At 38.9% G+C, this 19,345-nt stretch carries 15 protein-coding genes, 1 tRNA gene and 2 rRNA genes; 5 read left to right on the top strand and 13 right to left on the bottom strand.

The features are described from left to right. Positions 1-3: 3 nt before the first annotated feature. The 5 genes from B6A32_RS08485 to B6A32_RS08465 form a co-directional block, all read right to left on the bottom strand. A complete protein-coding gene (locus tag B6A32_RS08485; RefSeq protein ID WP_085302914.1) occupies positions 4-2,199 on the bottom strand; it encodes a DUF3857 domain-containing transglutaminase family protein in 2,196 nt (731 codons plus the stop codon). 191 nt (positions 2,200-2,390) lie between these two features. After that, positions 2,391-2,981, bottom strand: coding sequence for a PEP-CTERM sorting domain-containing protein (locus B6A32_RS08480; RefSeq protein ID WP_085302912.1), 591 nt, complete (start codon positions 2,979-2,981; stop codon positions 2,391-2,393). A 43-nt stretch (positions 2,982-3,024) separates the two neighbouring features. Continuing rightward, complete coding sequence (locus B6A32_RS08475; RefSeq protein WP_101685936.1) at positions 3,025-7,053, bottom strand: ExeM/NucH family extracellular endonuclease; 4,029 nt, start codon at positions 7,051-7,053, stop codon at positions 3,025-3,027. Positions 7,054-7,455: 402 nt separating this feature from the next. Further along, complete coding sequence (locus B6A32_RS08470) at positions 7,456-8,217, bottom strand: haloacid dehalogenase type II (RefSeq protein ID WP_085302910.1); 762 nt, start codon at positions 8,215-8,217, stop codon at positions 7,456-7,458. Then, the gene (locus B6A32_RS08465; RefSeq protein WP_085302909.1) at positions 8,217-8,867 is read right to left on the bottom strand and encodes a peroxiredoxin-like family protein; all 651 of its coding nucleotides are present in this window, start codon (positions 8,865-8,867) and stop codon (positions 8,217-8,219) included. The genes B6A32_RS08470 and B6A32_RS08465 overlap by 1 nt, the downstream gene beginning before the upstream one ends. 123 nt (positions 8,868-8,990) lie before the next feature. Between B6A32_RS08465 and B6A32_RS08460 the strand changes: the two genes are divergently transcribed. Continuing rightward, positions 8,991-9,875 (top strand): LysR family transcriptional regulator, encoded by an 885-nt coding sequence (locus B6A32_RS08460; RefSeq protein ID WP_085302908.1) that lies wholly within the window; start codon positions 8,991-8,993, stop codon positions 9,873-9,875. Positions 9,876-9,956: 81 nt separating this feature from the next. Here B6A32_RS08460 and B6A32_RS08455 read toward each other — a convergent pair whose 3' ends face one another. Further along, positions 9,957-11,918 carry a DNA topoisomerase III gene (locus B6A32_RS08455; protein WP_085302907.1) on the bottom strand — a complete coding sequence of 654 codons (1,962 nt, stop codon included), beginning with the start codon at positions 11,916-11,918 and terminating at the stop codon, positions 9,957-9,959. A gap of 142 nt (positions 11,919-12,060) precedes the next feature. Here B6A32_RS08455 and B6A32_RS19620 point away from each other — a divergent pair, with 142 nt between their 5' ends. From B6A32_RS19620 to B6A32_RS08440, 3 genes are all read left to right on the top strand, one after another. Further along, positions 12,061-12,297 carry a cysteine-rich CWC family protein gene (locus B6A32_RS19620; RefSeq protein WP_085302906.1) on the top strand — a complete coding sequence of 79 codons (237 nt, stop codon included), beginning with the start codon at positions 12,061-12,063 and terminating at the stop codon, positions 12,295-12,297. Positions 12,298-12,365: 68 nt separating this feature from the next. Beyond that, positions 12,366-12,803 carry a hypothetical protein gene (locus B6A32_RS08445; protein WP_085302905.1) on the top strand — a complete coding sequence of 146 codons (438 nt, stop codon included), beginning with the start codon at positions 12,366-12,368 and terminating at the stop codon, positions 12,801-12,803. Positions 12,804-12,878: 75 nt separating this feature from the next. Continuing rightward, a complete protein-coding gene (locus B6A32_RS08440) occupies positions 12,879-14,006 on the top strand; it encodes an alpha/beta hydrolase (RefSeq protein WP_085302904.1) in 1,128 nt (375 codons plus the stop codon). A gap of 392 nt (positions 14,007-14,398) precedes the next feature. On the opposite strand, the gene B6A32_RS08435 is transcribed toward B6A32_RS08440, so the two are convergent. From B6A32_RS08435 to B6A32_RS08425, 3 genes are all read right to left on the bottom strand, one after another. Then, positions 14,399-15,658 (bottom strand): DEAD/DEAH box helicase, encoded by a 1,260-nt coding sequence (locus B6A32_RS08435; protein WP_085302903.1) that lies wholly within the window; start codon positions 15,656-15,658, stop codon positions 14,399-14,401. Between the two features lie 6 nt (positions 15,659-15,664). Beyond that, positions 15,665-16,018, bottom strand: coding sequence for a DUF2750 domain-containing protein (locus tag B6A32_RS08430; RefSeq protein WP_085303361.1), 354 nt, complete (start codon positions 16,016-16,018; stop codon positions 15,665-15,667). Between the two features lie 66 nt (positions 16,019-16,084). Beyond that, on the bottom strand, positions 16,085-16,561 hold the full coding sequence (locus tag B6A32_RS08425; protein WP_085302902.1) for an acyl-CoA thioesterase: 477 nt from the start codon (positions 16,559-16,561) through the stop codon (positions 16,085-16,087). A 117-nt stretch (positions 16,562-16,678) separates the two neighbouring features. Between B6A32_RS08425 and B6A32_RS08420 the strand changes: the two genes are divergently transcribed. Next, complete coding sequence (locus B6A32_RS08420) at positions 16,679-17,122, top strand: YaiI/YqxD family protein (protein ID WP_085302901.1); 444 nt, start codon at positions 16,679-16,681, stop codon at positions 17,120-17,122. Between the two features lie 124 nt (positions 17,123-17,246). Here B6A32_RS08420 and B6A32_RS08415 read toward each other — a convergent pair whose 3' ends face one another. The 4 genes from B6A32_RS08415 to B6A32_RS08400 all read right to left on the bottom strand — a co-directional run. Further along, positions 17,247-18,614: a DEAD/DEAH box helicase gene (locus B6A32_RS08415; protein WP_085302900.1), complete on the bottom strand. Its 1,368-nt coding sequence runs from the start codon at positions 18,612-18,614 to the stop codon at positions 17,247-17,249. A 177-nt stretch (positions 18,615-18,791) separates the two neighbouring features. Next, a tRNA-Tyr gene (locus B6A32_RS08410) sits at positions 18,792-18,876 on the bottom strand. Positions 18,877-18,919: 43 nt separating this feature from the next. Then, a 5S ribosomal RNA gene (gene rrf, locus B6A32_RS08405) occupies positions 18,920-19,034 on the bottom strand. A 203-nt stretch (positions 19,035-19,237) separates the two neighbouring features. Beyond that, positions 19,238-19,345 (bottom strand): 23S ribosomal RNA (locus B6A32_RS08400); the annotation flags it as partial.

Below are 19,345 nucleotides of genomic sequence, written 5' to 3'. Positions count from 1 at the left end.
CTCCTAGTCCTGATAGCCAAGTTGTTCTGCACGCTCAAAAGCTTTTTCAGATTGCTCATTGTTACCGGCAAAGCCCAATGATATGCCTAATAAGTACTGTGCTTCACCATTAGTTTCGTCTAACGCAACTACCTCACCAATAACCTCAAGTGCTTGTGCAAATTCTGATTGCTCTAACAAGTGCTTTGCGAGTGCTATTTTATTGGTTGTTGTCGCGTCATTAATATCAACCTTAGGTGTTGATTTCGACGGTTTTAGAAAAACAAATAAGCTTTGTGAATGTGTTGGCAATTCACTGACCTGCTGGTAAAAGCGCGCATAATCGCCAACTTTAATAACTTGCTTAGGCAAAACAAAGGTTGAGCTTATGTACATGCCGTCACTTTTTTCTTGTACTTGATGGGTTATTTCAAAAAAGTCGTTTTCTACATTTTTCGCCGGTTGGCTATAACCTAATGTTGAGCCTGACCACGGGTGTGGGTAAAAGGAATTAATAACAACCGTTATAGGTTGTAAGATAACAAAATCGAATTTTCGCGTTGCTACGGGCGCAAGATTACTCAGTGTAGTAAAAACATTTAAAAGTGCGCTGTAATCATAACTGTATCTAAAGTTATCAATTTCTGCTGTTAACTCTGCTATGTCATTGAAATTTGCTGATAAGGTAAAAGGCGTTGTAATATCAATGGGATCTGAGTTTTCAAAATCGTTAATGCGTCGGCTAAACAATAATGGCGACAGTATTTGCTCTGCGGCTGATAAAGCGTTTGGCGAAAACTGCATAAAACTTCTTAGGTTGGTTTCAACATGACCTGCTAAATCTAACGATACACGCGCGTTAATTTTCGCTTTATCAACTGAAAAGTCGATATTCACGGTGGCTATATTGTCAGCACTTGTTGTAGCCGGTAGTGTTAATATTCTGCCCTCTTGTTCATTTACCACTAACGCTTTTTTATCTTCTAAATTAAGGTTAATACCTGGGAATGTCCCCGTTTGCCCACTGGTATCAAGCCAATATTTTGCAGTTTTTGTTTCAATGTAGGTGATCATATGGTCAAAATTTAACATCGGTAAATCGTCGTTAAATTTTGCGCCTGGGTATGAGTTAATTAATGCAGGATATGCTGCTATATCGGCTTGTTTTAATAAGGCAATAATAAGTACGGTTTGATCTTTACAGTCACCGTAGGCTTGGCTTAGCACTTCGCTCGCTAAATGAGGCTTATAACCACCTCGATTTACATGGGCACCTATATAACGCACGTTTTTCTGCATATAGTCAAAAACGGCTTTAATTTTTTCACGCTCATTCATACCATCTTTAAATAGAGATTGAGCTAACTCAACAATGGATTGATCAGCTTTTTGTGTTGGTAAATATAAGGTATTAAACCACTGATTAACGGTACGCCATTCTTTGATGGTGGAAAGGTGAATAGACGGTAAAATATCATCTAAACTCGGCATTTCCATTTCCAACTCAATACCGGTTTGGTTGCTGGTTTGCCAGCTATAAGTTTTAGTTTTTGCTGCTTCAGTCAACTTAGGGCTTATTTCAATATTGTGGTTAACAATAGAAATTTCAGTATTTTTGGGTAATGTTAGGGTGTTTTTAGTTTCTAATACTGGATCGATTCGTAGCCAATTAATGCTAGGGAGAAATTTTACGAAATGAAAGCTAATACTTGAAAACCATTCGTTTTCAATAAAAGGTTTTATTTGCTGTGTAGTGGCTTGATACTCAATAATACTGCCGGCGCGCAGTTGAGGAAGCGCAAACTCATATTGTTTACCTTCATCAAAGTAGTCACCATTATTACTGGTGACTAAGGTAATAGCGTCTGCTTGCATTTCTATTACTTTACCTTCTGGGGTAATAACCCGCGCAAAGTCGATTTGTTTTTCTTGGTAATGCGAATTAAATTGACTAATCATTTTTGAATAGTCTTTTACGGCACTTTCATCTGCAATATAAATGGCATTATAAAAGTGACTTTTTTCAAACCCCTTATCATCAACAATAACATCGCCTCGGCGGCTTAGTATCACCGCGCTACTACTAAATTGTTTAGTCGCTAACGCGCGTTTTTCAAGTAGATCTTCTACAGACGGACCAATACTGGCCGTTTGTGAAAAAGCAGGTAAAGCCAAAAATATGAAGCTAATAATGATTGTAATAATACCGCGAAACAGCATGCTGATTTCCTTATTCTAAATACCGGTTAAGTGCTTAACAGGTTGAATTTTATACTGCTAGCTTACCTAGTTTTTGAAAATAACTAAAGTATTGTTTTTCTGCAATAATGTTTGAATTTTTTAGAAAGGTATACCTACTAGTGAACGCTTAGAGTTAGCTTCGGCTAGTAGGTATAATTTATGCTATTTAATTAGTGTTTTGCTTTTCTTTTCATGCTGATAAGCATTAATAAAGCTAATACTAATATAGCTACTGTGCTTGGCTCTGGCACGGCAACTTGATTACCTAATTGAGCACTAGTTCCTCGTGATGATATATCATCATGTGAAAAACCTAAGTCTAGTACATCGACATTTGCTAATGAAAATTCCGCTAAACCACTGCCAACAACCGTAAAGTCAATTGACGCAAGTAAGAAGCTACTTAAGCCAAATTGTACGGTGTCAATATCAAATGCATAAGTTGTTTCGCTGATGGTAAATGGTTGGCCCATGGTGTAGCTATCAACTCTATCGCTAGGAAAAAAAGCATCTATATCAAGCTTGTCACCAAAGGTAACTTGTTCAAAATCTAGCAAACCTTCTGCGAAAATAAAATCAAAGGTAAATTCCGTCACAAAAGTTTGAAACCCGAAGTCATCTTCTAGTTCAGAGATATAAATATTCGCGGTTAATGTGTCGTTTATACCATAGTTTTTGTCTTCTACATCGATGGTAATAAGTGAAGCGTTGGCGGTTATAGCAGCACACCAAAAGCTTAGTAGTATCAGTAATTTTTTCATGTTTATTCCTATTATAAATTTATTATTGTTATTTCAACTGTTACTACATCGCACAGCGATTGCGAGTACAGTTTTGCATAAGCGTACGTGCATCAAGCGTATTTACTTGGCCGTCGTTATTAAAGTCGTAACTTAAATCAAAGTTTTCGCCCGCTCTTAGCATGCTGATAAACGCTCTAACATCAGCGATATCAATATCGGCATCGTTGTCAAAGTCACCAATTAACACTTCAGGTGTGTTAAAGGTTAGTGAGACAATAACTGGATCATGATCTGAGGCACGATAAGCGTCACTGCCGTAATACGACACTAACTGAGTTGCTGATTTATTTTCAATATTGTAATCAAAAACGACAGGTTCATCGGCGTTAATATGCCACTCGTCAACTGAATCAACAAAAGCCGCTAAGCTGCTTGAAGCTAGGGCATGATCTAAGTAACCACTTTCACCACCAAAAGTATAAGAATAAGCGCTTAGGCCTACCTTTTCAGCAATAAGGTTATGATAGCCACTAGCGGTAATAGCGCGAATTGGGTCTTCCATGCCATACGCATTAAGGTCTCCAATAATGAGCATATTATCGGTATCTGATTGCGTTGGCTTTGAAGCTAACCAAGATACAAGTTTATTGGCAGCTTGAGTACGTAGCTCATTCCAACATGCTTGTCCGTCATTTTGATCAGCATTTGCACCTGAAGCACTGCCACAGCTACCTTTTGATTTAAAATGATTTACAGCAACAGTAAATGCTTCACCGCTAGTGTTAGAGGTAAACGATTGTACTAAAGGCTGACGATTACCAAAATCAAATGGTGCTTCGTTTGTTGTTACTGCATTACCAGCAAGAGTTACCGTACCAGGCTTGTAAAGTAAACCAACGGTAATAGCATCAGTACCTAGTTCTGTGGCATCAATACTTATATATTGATAAGTATTTGCACCGACAACGCTATTGAGTTTATCGGTTAAGTCGGCAATAGCAGATAACTCATCAAAGCCATCGTTTTCTATTTCCATTAAGCCAACAACATCAGCATTAATTTCAGCTAGAGCGGCAACTATTTTGTCACTTTGGCGTGTAAACTCTTCAAGGTTGTCAGCGCCACGTGCGGTTGGAAATCCGCCACCTTGGCCGTCACCATTAAAGTAATTCAGCACGTTAAAGCTTGCGACTTTAACTTCACTTGTAGAACCAATAGTTGGAGATGCTAAACGCTGGTTATTACCAAGGAAAGTTGGCTCTTGCGTTGGTAGAACACGATATTCATTGAAACTGTAATCTAAAATACCGGTAATATTATCAACCGCATCGCCTAAGCGAACGCCATTATTGTAGCTAAGTCCCGAGTTTGGAAATGGTATAAACTCTGGGTTTTGGCTATTGTTTTGATCATCTAGGACAATAACATTTCGCGTATTTCTCTCGGCTAATGCTAGCGCTTGACTTGAGTTAGGTTGATAAATATTAGTTGGGATCAGTAAGCGACCCTTTGATAAGCTCAGTTGACCATATCTTGCTAAACTAAAGGTATCGGTTACATGTAGTTTCTGCTCAAAAGTAACTTTCATCCCTTCTAATGATTCCCAAGTATTTAAACTATCAACCGGCATAATTACATTCGTTGCTGCGATAGTATCGCCTACTCCACACTCAACAACATTTTCGCTAAGCGTTAACTGTGTACGATTATAAAACTCTTTAACGTCACCTTTAACACGTACTTGCGAACCTAAAGTTGGCGCTTCGCCTTGACCATTTAAATAAACAAAAAGTGCTTCTGAAGTTTCAGGGTCTGCATCGTTATCTTGCGCTTCTTCTTGAACAAAAAAGCCAGATAAACTATCAACAACTGAAGTTACTACACCTTCCACAACTTTGTTTTGCTCTACCATAGGAGAAGCATCGCCGTTGCCTTGAATTGCACTGATCAGCTCAGCACTGTCGCCACACATACCGATTAGCGACGGTTCTTCAGGTTCTGGATCAGGACCTGGATCAACCACTGTGCCATCAAAGCTGTGTGAGCCTAAAAAGCTAAAAGTGTTTGACGGATAGCTGTCCCATTCATTGGCAACAACGAATGCATCGCTAACATTTTTATCACCGCTGGCAATCGACGATTTTCTAACCAAGGTAGTATTAGACGCCCAACTTGTTCTTTCGTCTTTAACGCCAAAAGAGTCAACGAGTTCGCCATCTTTTACTAGTTCAAAATAGTCATCGCCATTAAAGTTAACTGCACTAACCGCTATATCTATTAAAGGTTTTAGAGCGCTGTCTGCTGTTACTTGTGTTGAACCAAGCACTACAACGTCATTCGCTAATACTACACCCGATAGATCTGTTGTTACTGTTGGTTCAGTATTGCCGTTAGCATAAAGTTTTAATTGGTAGCCGGTTAATGAAACACTGGTATCGGTTGGGTTAAAAATTTCAACCGCTTTGTTGTAGCTACTGCCTTCAACATACTCAGAAATAAACAAAGCTGAGCTGCTTGATGGTGGTGTAGGGTCTACCGGATCAACAGGGTCTGGATCAACCGGGTCAACTGGGTCTACAGGCGTAGGGTCAATCGGATCTACCGGTGTTGTTCCATCACAGGCATTAGTAAATACTTGTGTTACCCATTCAGGGTGATCAATAAACGGGTTACGGTTCCCTTGGAATTCATAAATACGGTTGTTACGTTCTTGCTCGTAGCTGTCAACAGGGTCAGCAACATGCCAAGCAAGTAAAGCACATAATTTACCTAAACGAGGCTGACCTGTGCTGGTTAGCATATCAACTAAGGTTAAATCAGGTGTTTGTGGATCAGCACCTTCATAGCGTACATCCATATAAAAGGTCATACGGGCAACATCACCTTTTACCGCATCACGTGGCTCAAATGAGTTACCATCGACGCGATTTTGTGGTGCTTCTGATAAGGCATTGTCGCTGTAATCAAAATCTAAATTACCACGCGATGAATTAACTGAAATATCGGTAGGTCTTAAATGATGAATATCGGTATACGCTGAAGCACTTGAACTTGGGAAGCCATGACTTTTTGCCCAAACATGCTCGCGATTCCAGTTATCTGGATTAGAAGATTGTGAACCACTACCGTTTGAGAATTTAGCTAATGAAAGGCCTCGGTATAATAAAATAACATTATCGCTGTTCAGCGGATCTTCATCAGTTTTCGTCAATGCAGTCCAAACTTCAGAGTAACTCAGTACGTTATGATTTATGGTAATGGCACCATTAATTGCATTGCGAAAATCTGTTGCTGATGCTTGGTTAGCTTGCAATGCGTGTACATCGGCATAGTAAATAGCGTCATCAAAATCACTTGCTGATGCCACTTTACTTAAATCAGGGCAATTAAAACATGCGTTTGTAATAGTATCTGTAACTGGTGGCTCAACAGGTGGATCAATGGGTGGGTCAATTGGCGGTTCAACGTTACCGCTGTTACCCGAAACCATTACGTTATCAAAAGAAATATACTCAGAACCGGCATTGTTTTTCATGCTAATACGAATAACTAATGAATTGCCTGCGGCAATTGCTGCTGTCACTGTTTCACTGGTAAAATCATCAATTAAGGTATTTGAAGCACTGCCCTTACCTTGCCAATTCTCTACAGTAACAAATGCACCACCGTCGATAGCATAAGCAACATCTAAAAAATCTGTCCCTTCATGGTTACCATTTTCTGCGGCATTTACCGACAAGCTAACATCAGAAAAGCGACTAATATCGATAGCTTCAGACAACCACATCGCTGCGCCATCAAGATCTCTACCTTCAAACTTGCCATTATTAACTTTAAACCAATCTGAAGTCGCGGTAAGTCCTGCTGAACTTACATCAATTGACCATTTGGTTACATTCGTTAAATCAATTTGGTTGAAAACTGCTCCTTTACCATCAATGGCTGCAGCGTCGAAGTTTTCACTCCATATTTCCTCTGCGTTAACCAAAGTTGATGCTAATACACTCCCGGTAAAAATAGTAAAAACTATCGAACTAGCGAAGCCTGACCTAACGCTGTTGAGTTTTCTCGGTAAAAAAATAGCCACCACACATTCTCCTAATATTATTATTATTCAAAATCACCTGACCTTATTTTGCCTTATTAATGTTAAATTATTGTTACAACAAAATGAAGGTTTTTTAATCGCTGACCACTTGGTAAGTAAATAAATACATTATTTTCTCATTACTAACAGTAAGTTAGCTCTATATTTATTTTTATGATAATTGAGGTAATATTAGAGTATTGCATCTAAATAATCATAAACTCTTGATAAAATGAAAAATTTTTTATTTATCCAATGAAATAAAAATAGTAAATGTTTTAGATAAATATAAATAAATAACAACAATGAAGAGATATGTAATGTGGGGGCTAAAATTAGAGGGTTAAAAAAAGCGATTAATTACAGTGTAATTAACCGCTAGTATTCTGATTAAAATTATCGATATTATTTCAGTAACGTAACCAATTCAGCTAAGTCTTTCACCACATGATCAGGATTTTTAGCTAACGGATAAAGTGCTTTACCCGGGCGAGCAATAAAGGTGGTTTGTAGGCCAGCTTCTTTGGCGCCAGCAACATCCCAACCATGAGCGGCTACCATCATAGCTTCATTCGCTTTAATATTAAGTTTTTTAAGTACCCATTCGTAAGCGCGTAAGTCGGGCTTATAAATTTTTATATCTTCAATACTGTAACGCTCGTCAAAGTAAGAGGTTAACCCTGCACTTTCGAACTGTGCTTTAACGCCTTTATTTGAAGAGTTAGTTAAGCTAACCAACTTGTAACCTTGCGCTTTAAGTTGCGCTAAGCCTGCTTTTACATCGCTATGTGGTGGCAAGGTTAAAAGTGGCGTTACTATTGCGGTTTTTGCTTGCTCAGAAGTGATTTCAATATTGTTGTTTTGTGCCACCATTAATAATGAAGCCACGCCAATTTGGCCAAAGTCGTGGTAATCGTTCATCACAGTAGAAACCAGCGAATGATGCAACATGGTAGAAAACCAAAGTGGCAATAAATCTTCGCGACCACCTAAAGCTTGGCCAATAGACGTTCGCATTGATGTTAGATCAAGTAAGGTTTCGTTAACATCAAAAATAAGTACTTTAGGTTTGCTTGGTGCTTCGTTCGCCATAACAGCTCCAGATAAAAGGCTCGTACCCACTAAAAGTGCGAGGGTAATTTTTTTTAGTGATTGTAAAACTGACATTAATTTTTTTCCGTTTGTAGGGCGTTGAGTACAGCTTCAGGCTCTGCACGTAAAGTATAGTCTTCGCTGATGAATGCGTAAGTAATAATACCATCTTGATTAATAACATAAGTTGCAGGCAAAGGTAGTTTGAAACTCTTATCGCCGTAGTAACTTTCAAAGTCGATACCAAAACCCGTGTATAAGCTTTGAATGCGCTCATCTAAAGTAAATAACAAACCAAATTGATTCGCCACGGTATTGCTCACATCGGAAAGTACATCAAACTCAAGCTCATTTTTTTGTGCTGTTGATAGTGACTCGTCAGGTAACTGCGGTGATACGGCAACTAACTGCGCATTATGTGCTTTAAATTTTGGTAAATAATCGTTCAGTGCTTTTAGCTCTAAATTACAATATGGACACCAACCGCCACGATAAAAGCTGATAATTACTGGTCCTTTTGCCAGTAAATCAGTTAACGCTACGGTATCGCCACAATGATTTGCTAGGCTAAAATTTGCAACCTTTTGGCCTACTTGTAAGGCATTATCTCTAACATGTTGGGCAATAAGCTCTTCGTTAGTTGTATTCATTAATGCTAAAACGTCAGCCGGTAACTTCGCTTCTTTTTGAACATTATATGCGTCAATTTGTGCTTTTAAACTCATAATAAAAACCTCGTTAATCAAACTATACTTCATTATAGTGTTTTACTTATTTAAATAAACATTGCAAAAGTGAAAGCATCATTCGAAAATATTAAACATTGAAAAACAAATGTTGGTGTTGTGATGTATAACTTAAGCGATTTAGAAACCTTTATTGCTGTGGTGGAAAATAAAGGTGTTTTAGCTGCTGCGCGCGAACAACGATTATCGCCTGCCACCGTGAGTCATAGATTAAGTAAACTTGAACGAGAACTTTCAACTGTTTTAGTATTTAGAGATAGTCGTAGAATACGTTTATCTCCAGCTGGAGAAGTTTTTTATACGCGAGTTGGCGCTATTATAGAGGCTTTACACGATGCAGAGCACAGTATTGGTGCCCGTAGTTCATCGGTAAATGGCTTGCTCAGAGTTACTATGCCGCCTTGGGTGTTTTCTAAATATGTAATGCCTAAGCTCACCCAATTTGAAGATACTTACCCTGAACTCAAGCTCGATTTTCTTATTAACGACCACTTTGTTAATGTTGTTGATGATGCGCAAGATGTGGCGATAAGGGTTGGGCAATTAAATGACTCAGGTTTATTATCTCGAAAATTAGTAAATAACAGCCGTGTACTGTGTGCTGCACCAAGTTATATCGAAAAACATGGCATGCCAGCTAACTTAACTGAACTTGCTGAACATAATTGGGTTTGTTTACCTTGGCAAAGGCAATTAAAGCTGTTTGATGAAAAAGGCAAAATACAAAACTTTAACGCTAAAACCCGCTTTACGATTTCAAATTCAGACAATATGACGCAAGCCGCTATCGCCGGACATGGTATCGCGATTAAGTCACGAATAGCGATTAATGATGAACTCGCTGACGGCACTTTAGTTGAAGTAATGCCTAAGGTAATGGCCAAAAGTGATGCACCCGTATGGTTTTTGCGACCACAAAATAGCTTAACCACCCGTAAAACTGACGTGTTTTATGACTTTATGAAATCGCTGTTTATTGATTGCTAGTTATGTATTACTAACTGTCGATTACTAATTGCCGAATGCTAAGCACTTATTTTCAGCTTGGCTTTAAACATAAAAGTAACTTTACTTAGCCGCTGCTTTTTTCCAAGCTGTTTTCTTTTTTGTTTTCGATTTTCGCTTAAAAGCTACTTTTGGCAGATGAGCAAAAGATTGTTGCTCTGATTGGCGGATCATCTCGGTGATTGTCGATGTTAAGGGAGTAATTAAATGTTCGTAACGACTTTTTTTCTCACTAATATTGGTCAGCGTTGCTTCCCAATGCGCGGTCATATCTGGCATGGTAGCAGCAATAGGTAAGGCATTAATTAGTGATGTGCCCACTACAGTTGCATGAATATTTTTAGCTTTACGCTCTAAGTACCCACGTTTAAAAAGCAAATCAATAATGCCGGCACGGGTTGCCTCTGTGCCTAAACCATCGGTATCTTTTAACAATTTTTTTATTTCGTTATCGCTTACAAATCGAGCAATACCGGTCATGGCGCTCAATAAACTAGCATCGGTAAAGTGTTTGGGGGCTTGGGTCATGCGGCTAATTAATTCACCATGAGTACAATGTATTTTTTCACCCGCGACTAATTTTGGTAATAATTGATTACTGAGTGTATCGTCATTATTTTGAGCCGAATTATCTGTGTTGGTGTCAGCCTGCTTAGTTTTAGTTCGCTGAAATAATACTTTCCAGCCTTGCGCTGTAGGTGTTTTGGCATTAGCTAAAAATTTTCCGCCAGCAATTAAAATTTCCACTCGACATTGGTTGTATTGATAAGCCGGATAAAACTGCGCTAAATACTGTCGCACAATCAGAAAATAAATTTTCTTTTCAAAAGGGTTTAAACTCAAATTATTGGCTGATTTTTCGGTCGGTATAATGGCATGATGCGCGGTAACTTTAGCACTGTTCCAAGCTTTACTTTTTAATGCGCTATTAGCACCTTGAGCAAATTTGCCATAGTTTTCATCGGCGCTGGCCAACATGGCAATAATACCTTTCGCTTGCGCATGATGCTCTTTCGGTAAATAACGACAATCTGAACGAGGATAGGTGATCAATTTATGCTTTTCATAGAGCGCCTGACATACATCTAAAACAAGCTTAGCATTTAAAGCATATATTTTGGCTGCGTCAATTTGTAATGACGATAAATTATAAGGTAAAGGCGCCGCTTGTTTTTTTTGTTGCTCATCAACCTTGCTGACCTCAGCAGCTTTATTTTCAATTCGACCAACAACATTTTCCGCTAACGCACGATTAAGTACACGCCCTTCCTCATCCATATGGGGTTGGCATGCCTCGCTTGGCTGCCACTTGGCAATAAACGCCTCTTGCTGATTAGTTAACAAATGCGCATGTACTTCATAAAAGTCTTTCGCAACAAAGTTGTCGATTTCTTGTTGGCGTCGAACTACTAAACCTAAAATAGGGGTTTGTACTCGCCCTACTGACAACACACTGTTAAAGCCTGCCTTTTGCCCTTGTAAAGTATAAGCACGAGTGAGGTTAATGCCGTACAACCAGTCTGCTCGAGAGCGCGCTAACGCTGAAATAGATAACGGCATAAACAGTTGATTACTTTGCATGTTATTTAGCGATCTTTTTACGGCTGGCAAATTTAAATCGCTGATCAGTAAACGTTGAATATTTTGCTTTTTCTTCGCCGGAACTTTTAAAAATTCGATCACTTCATCCACTAGCAACTGCCCTTCTCGATCAGGGTCGCCTGCATGGACAATTTCATCCGCTTGTTTAACGAGTTTACGCAACACGGTAAGTTGGGCACGCGTTTGTGCTTTGGGTTTTAACTGCCATTGCTCTGGAATAATCGGTAGATGGGCCATTTGCCACTTTTTAAACGCTGGGTCATAGTTTTCAGGATCAGCTTGCTCAAGAATATGTCCAATACACCAGCTCACCACATCACCGTTAGCAAGTGTGATATAACCTTGATTATTTTTTTGAGGTTTAGGCAAAGCTGCTGCTATGGCTCGCCCTAAGCTTGGTTTTTCTGCGATGTATAATTTCACAATGTAAACTTTTCTAGCGTAACGTCGAATGAATTTTATAACAGCCTAACACTTAAACCTGTTTATTTATACAGTTACCAAGAATTACTCTTGAGATTCTAGCTAAATATTTTACTGCGAGGTAAATTGTGCTACTTTCCTGATGAACAATTACAATATTAAGCGAATACTAATGCCTACCATTGATACTAATCAATGTCCTTTGTGCCAACAAAATAATTTCTGTGAAATTAATGCTGAAACGCCCTGCTGGTGCACAACAAGTGAAGTAAAACCTGAGTTACTGCAAAAAGTACCACAGGCGCTATCTCTAAAGTCGTGTATTTGCAAAAAATGTATCGATAAATTTAACTTCAATAACATTGTCGATAAGACGTAAACGTTAGTAATAACGTGTTAATATTTCTCATGCAATTTTCTTAATTCATTCAATAACAAGGAATTTTTGTGTCATATAATAAAAAACAACAAGACACTATATTCAACGCTATAACCACACCATTAGGCGATGAACTTACCTGGCGTTGGGAAGAAAAACAATCTGTGTTACTTACAGAGTTTTCATGGGAAAAAAAAGAGCGGGTGTTAACAGTTTTGCGCCGAATATTTAGTGAGGAGTGGCATAAAAAAAATATTAAAAAATCGCCAACGTCATTAAAGGCTGAGTTAGGAGAGTTAACTCAACTGAGTAAAGATCAATTCATCTTTACTAAGCCTGCTACTGAAGACTTTCCTGCTATTGCTGTTATTTGGTGGCCTTGGGGCCATGGCGGTACGTATTCTATGCGTATTAAAATTTTAAACAGTAATTATGACGAGGCTTCTTTAGAAATGGGCCGAGCAAACCTACTTTCAAGAATCATCCACAAGCTTAAATCGAAATAGCTTAACGTTCACTTGTTAGCAACCATAACTTAGCTACAATTATAGTAGTTAAGTTCATAGTAACGGGATGACTATATGCTCACTTTAACCTTGTATTATGCCACAAACAGAAACCACATAGGTGAACGTTGGTCACCTGACAGCTACGGACAAGACTTTAGTTCTGATCGCGCTAACAATTTACGCTTTGGCAAAGTTTGCGTAGAAGTAAGTGCTAATAAAGTTAAGGAATACCTTAACAGTACCGTTGATAAACGCTCTGGCGATGGTGAAAGTTTAGCTGGCTATATCGAGAAAAAACTGCGTAAAAAACATTTAATCACGGCTTTTGAAGAACCTAAAAATCTAGCCGATGTCACAACAACTCAACTGCCTTCAGTTAAGGTTTTTCAAGCGCTAAAAAAACAAATGGAAACGAAACAAGATCTCGTTATCTTCATTCATGGCTTTAATGTTGACTGGTTTGAAGCGGTTGCTTCCGCTTTGGCTCTAGAGTTAATGCTAAACCGACATTCGCTCAATAATGAAGAACAAAAAGACACTTGTGTGTTCTTATTTTCTTGGCCTTCGGACGGCGCAATGATGAAAAACAAAGCCTACTTGTCTGACCGTAACGATGCCAGAGATTCAAGTATTGCAGTCGCGCGAGGGTTTCTTAAATTACGCGATTTTCTGATGACACTTAGACCTACGCATAAAGATCCTTCCATAAAAGAATGTGGACAACAATTACATTTGCTTTGTCATTCTATGGGGAATTATGTTTTACAACATGCACTAGTTTCATTAGATAAACTCAATAATCAAAAACGTTTCCCTCAATTATTTCAGCATATATTTATGTGTGCTCCTGATGTAGACGATAATATTTTTGAAGAAGATCGCCCTATGGTTAACTTGTACCGACTAGCAAAGCAAGTAACGGTTTATTATAACAATGGTGATTTAGCGATGTATATTTCTGATTACACTAAAGGCAATACTGATAGGCTTGGTCACAACGGCACAGCTAGACCCTCGCAATTACACAACAAAGTCAGCCAAGTAAACTGTTCTAAAATTGTTGGTGGTATTACTGAGCATAGCTATTACTTATGGGCCACCGTGAATGAAGATATCAGACAAAGTATTGATGGCGTACCTTACGAAGACAGCACTCGAAATAGACAAAGTAAATCAGCGCAAGTTTGGCGATTAACGTAGGCTAGCTTAACTCCTTAACTTATAGCGGCTGTGTTAGCTTTGTTGAGTAACGTGTTTCTGCGTTAAATGCAGTCGTTTTTATATCTAACCTGAACTCTGGATAAGCAGCACTTGCTCAAAGCTCCCTTTTAAGCCATTTTCTGCGTTAAAACGTCGATAAATAGCGCGCTATTCATAAACGTTTTGCCTTAAAAATGGCATAAAATGAAGCATTGATGGTGTCTATTAGTGATGTTCACCTGGCTATAGCATTTACTTTATTACCTAAGCTTTTGGTTCACTTGAGTTTCAAGCACTCATTATCCAGAGTTCAGGTTATCTAACTATAAATTACAATAAAAAGCCGAATTGTTATTCAATTCGGCTTTTTGATATCAACGTAACAAACCAGCTTATCGACGACGTTGTTTGTTCTGTTTAGCATTTGCTTTGGCTTTACTCTTGCCACCAAAAGCTTTTTGTCGACCATGCTTTTTTTGCTGCCCTAGTGTGTTTTTACGAGCTGGCAAGTCTTTCTTGGTTAGATCGGGCTCATAACCTGGTAACCATTGTTGCATTAAACGCGTATCTAATACTTTCTCTACCGCTTCTAGCAACCATTCTTCTGATGGACTCATTAAAGAAATAGCTAAGCCGTCATTACCTGCACGTCCTGTGCGCCCAATTCGATGAATGTAGTCTTCGGCGATATAAGGCAACTCGTAGTTAATCACGTAACGTAAATCGTGAATATCGATGCCACGAGCAGCGACATCAGTTGCTACTAATGCTCTCGTTTTACCCGCTTTAAATTCAGCTAATGCTTTGTCTCTTGCGCCTTGAGACTTATCACCGTGTATAGATTGAGTTTTAATACCGTCTTTCGACATTTCTTTTGCTAGATCATCTGCGCCTTGCTTAGTGCGAGTAAAAATAAGCACTTGCTGCCAATTTTTCGAACCAATTAAAAACGATGTCAGTTCACGTTTGCGATCACTATCAACGGTATAAACAATTTGCTCTACTTGGCTTGCTGCAGTATTACGTTCGCTAACTTCAATGAGCTCTGGATCATTGAGCAATGTTTTACTGAGTTTAAAAATTGCATCATCAAAGGTGGCCGAAAAAAGCAATGTTTGGCGCTTTGGTGGTAAGCGATTTAAAATTCGATCAATTTCATCTTTAAAGCCCATGTCTAACATGCGATCAGCTTCATCAAATACGATGGTTTCAAGGTGAATTAATAACACACTGCCATTAATAATATGGTCTAACAATCGACCCGGTGTGGCGATTAAAACGTCTGCACCTTTTTCTATTGCTTCAATTTGCGGTTTAATACTAACTCCGCCATAAGCTACAGCAATATTAAGATCAGTATTTTCAGCATAACTGACAAAGCTTTTATACACTTGCTGAGCAAGTTCACGTGTTGGCGTTAACACTAATGCTCTTATCGGCCTTTGAGCTGGAATATTTTCGCCCAAACGTTGAAGAATAGGTAATGCAAAAGCAGCCGTTTTACCTGTACCCGTTTGCGCACCTGCCATGATATCTTTATTGGCTAGAATAGCGGGAATAGCTTGTTGCTGTATTGGAGTTGGCTGCTCATAACCTAAGGCTTTTACAGCGTCAGTTAATGATTTATCTAATGCTAGTGATGAAAAACTCATGCCTGTCTATCGCTTCTTAATCGCTTGTTGCTTTTGTTTAAGTTCATGTTCTAGTTCATCGGGATAAAAAACTAAACCTTGCTCTTCTTGGCTTGGAAATACCACTATTGCTAACTCATCATCAGCTAAGCCATGCGTCCAACGACTAAACCATTTATTTAAAGAAATAGCTTCAGGTTGACAGGCTTGCCATTCATCAGTTGCCCAAGCTTTTGCAAACTCTTGGTTCGGCCATACAGGCACGCAGTCTTCATCTTCGGTGTTTAGCATTACACAGCCATGCTCATCGGTTAATATCCAAAGAGTATTTTGACTGACAGTTTCATTGATGAAATAAGCTGCACGCTGTGCATCATCCATTTGCAATATTTGTTTAATTTTATCTGCTTCTAACACGAGTAATCCTGCCCAACTTTATTAATAGCGCTATTCTACAAAAATTTGCATCTCTTCGCCGATTTGTTTACGCATTTCCATTAATTTTTTCGCACTTTCATGCTGCTTTTTATCTTCATCTGTTTTTGGTATCCATTTAGGAATTTGTTCAGACTGACCGTTTTGATCTACAGCAACCATGATCACAATACAGTGGGTTGTTAAACGACGATTTAATGATTTAGGATCGCAAGCATTAACTTCTAATGCGATATGCATAGAAGAGTTTCCGGTGTAAATTACCTTAGCTTCTACTTCAACTAAACTACCAACATGAATAGGTGCTATGAATCGAATACCACCAGCGTACGCGGTAACACAATATCGACCACTCCATCCTGCGGCACAGGCGTATGCAGCTAAATCTATCCATTTCATTACCGCACCACCATGAACTTTACCACCGAAGTTAACATCTTGCGGTTCAGCTAAAAATCTTAAGGTAATATCGCGTTGTGGTTGGTTCATGATTATTCCTAATAAAGTAAATTGAGTTTGGTTGATTAACGCTAGCAGTACTTACATTACACGACATTTAGCGTTACATTACCACTAGTTAAATCATTTATAATTTAAAGGTAAACCATGAAAATATGGGTTGATGCTGATGCCTGTCCTGTTGTTATTAAGGAGATACTATTTAGGGCTGCAGAACGAACACAAACAACCACGACTTTATTAGCAAATCATTACTTAAAAGTCCCACCATCAAAGGTTATTAGCTTTGTTCAGGTTACCGCGGGTTTTGATGTTGCTGACGATGAAATAGTAAAACGCGCTCAAGCCAATGATTTAGTGATAACCGCTGATATCCCATTAGCAGCAGAAGTGGTTGAGAAAGGCTGTTTAGCTTTAAACCCTAGAGGTGAGCTATACACTGAAAGTAATATTCGCCAACGCCTTAACATGCGTGATTTTATGGATACATTACGTTCTAGTGGTATTGAAACAGGTGGTGCACCGCCGATCAGTCAAAGTGATCGACAAGCTTTTGCTAACAACTTGGATAAATTATTAGCTCAGAAATAATTATTGATTAGCACTATGGCTAAATTTTATTTAGCCATAGTTATACCAATTGATATAAACAATCGATCATTTTAAAGCGGTTTAAAATTGAACGATTCATTAAGTCAATTGGTATTAAAGAGTTCTACTTGCTTGGGTTAGGATTTATTCTTCTTCTACCGCCACTTTTTTGCTCGCTATTACCGTAAGGGTTACTTGCAGAGCTATTTCCTATATGACGTCTATTTTTTCCAGTAGGTTTATTGCCTCGAGCATTTCCACCTGAGCGTTGTCCATCTTTATGATCTAAGCTTTCAGATTTAAATTTTCTTGGCTTTTTAGGCTTTAATGCTCTTAATTTACGTGACTCGGGTAGCGCATGTACGGGTTCAAAACCAGCAACAATCTCTCTTGGAATATGCGCTTGTATCACATGTTCAACGTCATTAAGTAAATCTATTTCATCAGCACACACTAAGGATACAGCATGACCACTTGAGCCTGCTCGGCCCGTTCTACCAATTCTATGAACATAATCTTCAGGAACATTAGGTAATTCATAGTTAACCACTTGCGGTAGTTGGTCAATATCAATACCACGTGCGGCGATATCAGTAGCAACTAGCACACTGATCTTACCTTCTTTAAATTGTGCTAATGCTTTGGTTCTTGCACCTTGGCTTTTATTACCATGAATAGCAGCAGCAGGAATACCTGCAGCGTCTAATTGTTTAGTAAGTTTGTTTGCGCCATGCTTAGTTTTCATAAACACGATAACTTGTTGCCAGTCATTTTCTAAAATTAAATGTGTTAACAACGCTGATTTTCTGTTTTTATCAACTGAGTAGATCGATTGCTCAACTCGTTCAGCCGTGGTAGTTTCTGGGCTAATTGAAATCTCTACAGGGTCATTGACCATACGTTTAGCAAGTTCACGAATATCTGGTGAGAATGTCGCAGAGAAAAGCAAGGTTTGACGAACTTTAGGTAACAATGACAAGATTTTCTTAATATCTCGAAGAAAACCCATATCTAACATTCTGTCAGCTTCATCGAGTACTAGTATTTCAAGTTGATTAAAGCGTATAGCATTTTGATTATATAAATCTAGCAATCTACCTGGCGTGGCAACTAATATATCGACACCTTCACGTAGCTTTTGCATCTGAGGGTTGATCTTAACGCCACCAAAAACTACAGCTGATTTTAATGGTAAGTGTTTACCATACATTTCTACATTCTCAGCTATCTGTGCTGCAAGCTCACGCGTTGGGGTAATAATTAATGTTCGAGCTTGGTTTGCACGAACTTTATCTCCACGAGATAGCAATTCAAGAATCGGTAAAGTAAAGCCAGCCGTTTTACCTGTACCCGTTTGGGCTGCCGCCATAACATCTTTACCAGAAAGCACTGCAGGTATTGCCTGAGCTTGAATAGGTGACGGTGTATCATAGCCTTTCTCAGCAATAGCTTTTTGTATTGGTGCAGATAAACCTAAATCGGTAAAACTCATAGAATGTACTCTTCTCGCTGATGGTTTGAGCCAATGTCAAACAGCGGTGGAGAATACATTATAGGAGGCTTTAGTGCAATGATAGTGCTTGTAGGCAGTAGATTTAATATAAATTATTTTCGATTAATAGATATAAACGAAAAAACCCGTAACTTTCGTTACGGGTTTTAAGAATGATGGTGGAGGGAGGTGGATTCGAACCACCGAAGGCTGAGCCGTCAGATTTACAGTCTGATCCCTTTGGCCACTCGGGAACCCCTCCACAGGGTCGAAAACCCAGCATAAGCTGGGTATTCTGAAAAGAAGCCTAGCAATGTCCTACTCTCACATGGGAACTCCCACACTACCATCGGCGCTAACACGTTTCACTTCTGAGTTCGGAATGGGATCAGGTGGGGCCATGTCGCTATTGTCGCTAGACAAAAAGGGTACAATCTTGAAAGCCGTATCAATGAGACCTTGTCTCAATGATGATAAATACGTTGACGTGCACGGATGCACTAATGTCGTGGTGGCATGGATGCCAAGGAACGACGATTTTCAAATTTTTATTCAATTCTTTATGTACGTGTCATTCTTTCGAATGTTAGTCAAACTTACCTACAAAACCACTTGGGTGTTGTATGGTTAAGCCTCACGGGTAATTAGTATTGGTTAGCTCAATGCCTCGCAGCACTTCCACACCCAACCTATCAACGTTGTAGTCTCCAACGACCCTTTAGGGAGCTTAA

The organism is Colwellia polaris (genome assembly GCF_002104515.1).
GTDB lineage: Bacteria > Pseudomonadota > Gammaproteobacteria > Enterobacterales > Alteromonadaceae > Cognaticolwellia > Cognaticolwellia polaris.
This window is presented reverse-complemented; position numbering and strand designations above follow the sequence as displayed.

What these genes read in the sequence shown, in the direction of transcription:
- B6A32_RS08485 (WP_085302914.1), bottom strand. Translation starts at nt 2,199, where the DNA reads ATGCTGTTTCGCGGTATTATTACAATCATTATTAGCTTCATATTTTTG.
- B6A32_RS08480 (WP_085302912.1), bottom strand. Translation starts at nt 2,981, where the DNA reads ATGAAAAAATTACTGATACTACTAAGCTTTTGGTGTGCTGCTATAACC.
- B6A32_RS08470 (WP_085302910.1), bottom strand. Translation starts at nt 8,217, where the DNA reads ATGTCAGTTTTACAATCACTAAAAAAAATTACCCTCGCACTTTTAGTG.
- B6A32_RS08465 (WP_085302909.1), bottom strand. Translation starts at nt 8,867, where the DNA reads ATGAGTTTAAAAGCACAAATTGACGCATATAATGTTCAAAAAGAAGCG.
- B6A32_RS08460 (WP_085302908.1), top strand. Translation starts at nt 8,991, where the DNA reads ATGTATAACTTAAGCGATTTAGAAACCTTTATTGCTGTGGTGGAAAAT.
- B6A32_RS19620 (WP_085302906.1), top strand. Translation starts at nt 12,061, where the DNA reads ATGAACAATTACAATATTAAGCGAATACTAATGCCTACCATTGATACT.
- B6A32_RS08440 (WP_085302904.1), top strand. Translation starts at nt 12,879, where the DNA reads ATGCTCACTTTAACCTTGTATTATGCCACAAACAGAAACCACATAGGT.
- B6A32_RS08435 (WP_085302903.1), bottom strand. Translation starts at nt 15,658, where the DNA reads ATGAGTTTTTCATCACTAGCATTAGATAAATCATTAACTGACGCTGTA.
- B6A32_RS08430 (WP_085303361.1), bottom strand. Translation starts at nt 16,018, where the DNA reads ATGGATGATGCACAGCGTGCAGCTTATTTCATCAATGAAACTGTCAGT.
- B6A32_RS08425 (WP_085302902.1), bottom strand. Translation starts at nt 16,561, where the DNA reads ATGAACCAACCACAACGCGATATTACCTTAAGATTTTTAGCTGAACCG.
- B6A32_RS08420 (WP_085302901.1), top strand. Translation starts at nt 16,679, where the DNA reads ATGAAAATATGGGTTGATGCTGATGCCTGTCCTGTTGTTATTAAGGAG.
- B6A32_RS08415 (WP_085302900.1), bottom strand. Translation starts at nt 18,614, where the DNA reads ATGAGTTTTACCGATTTAGGTTTATCTGCACCAATACAAAAAGCTATT.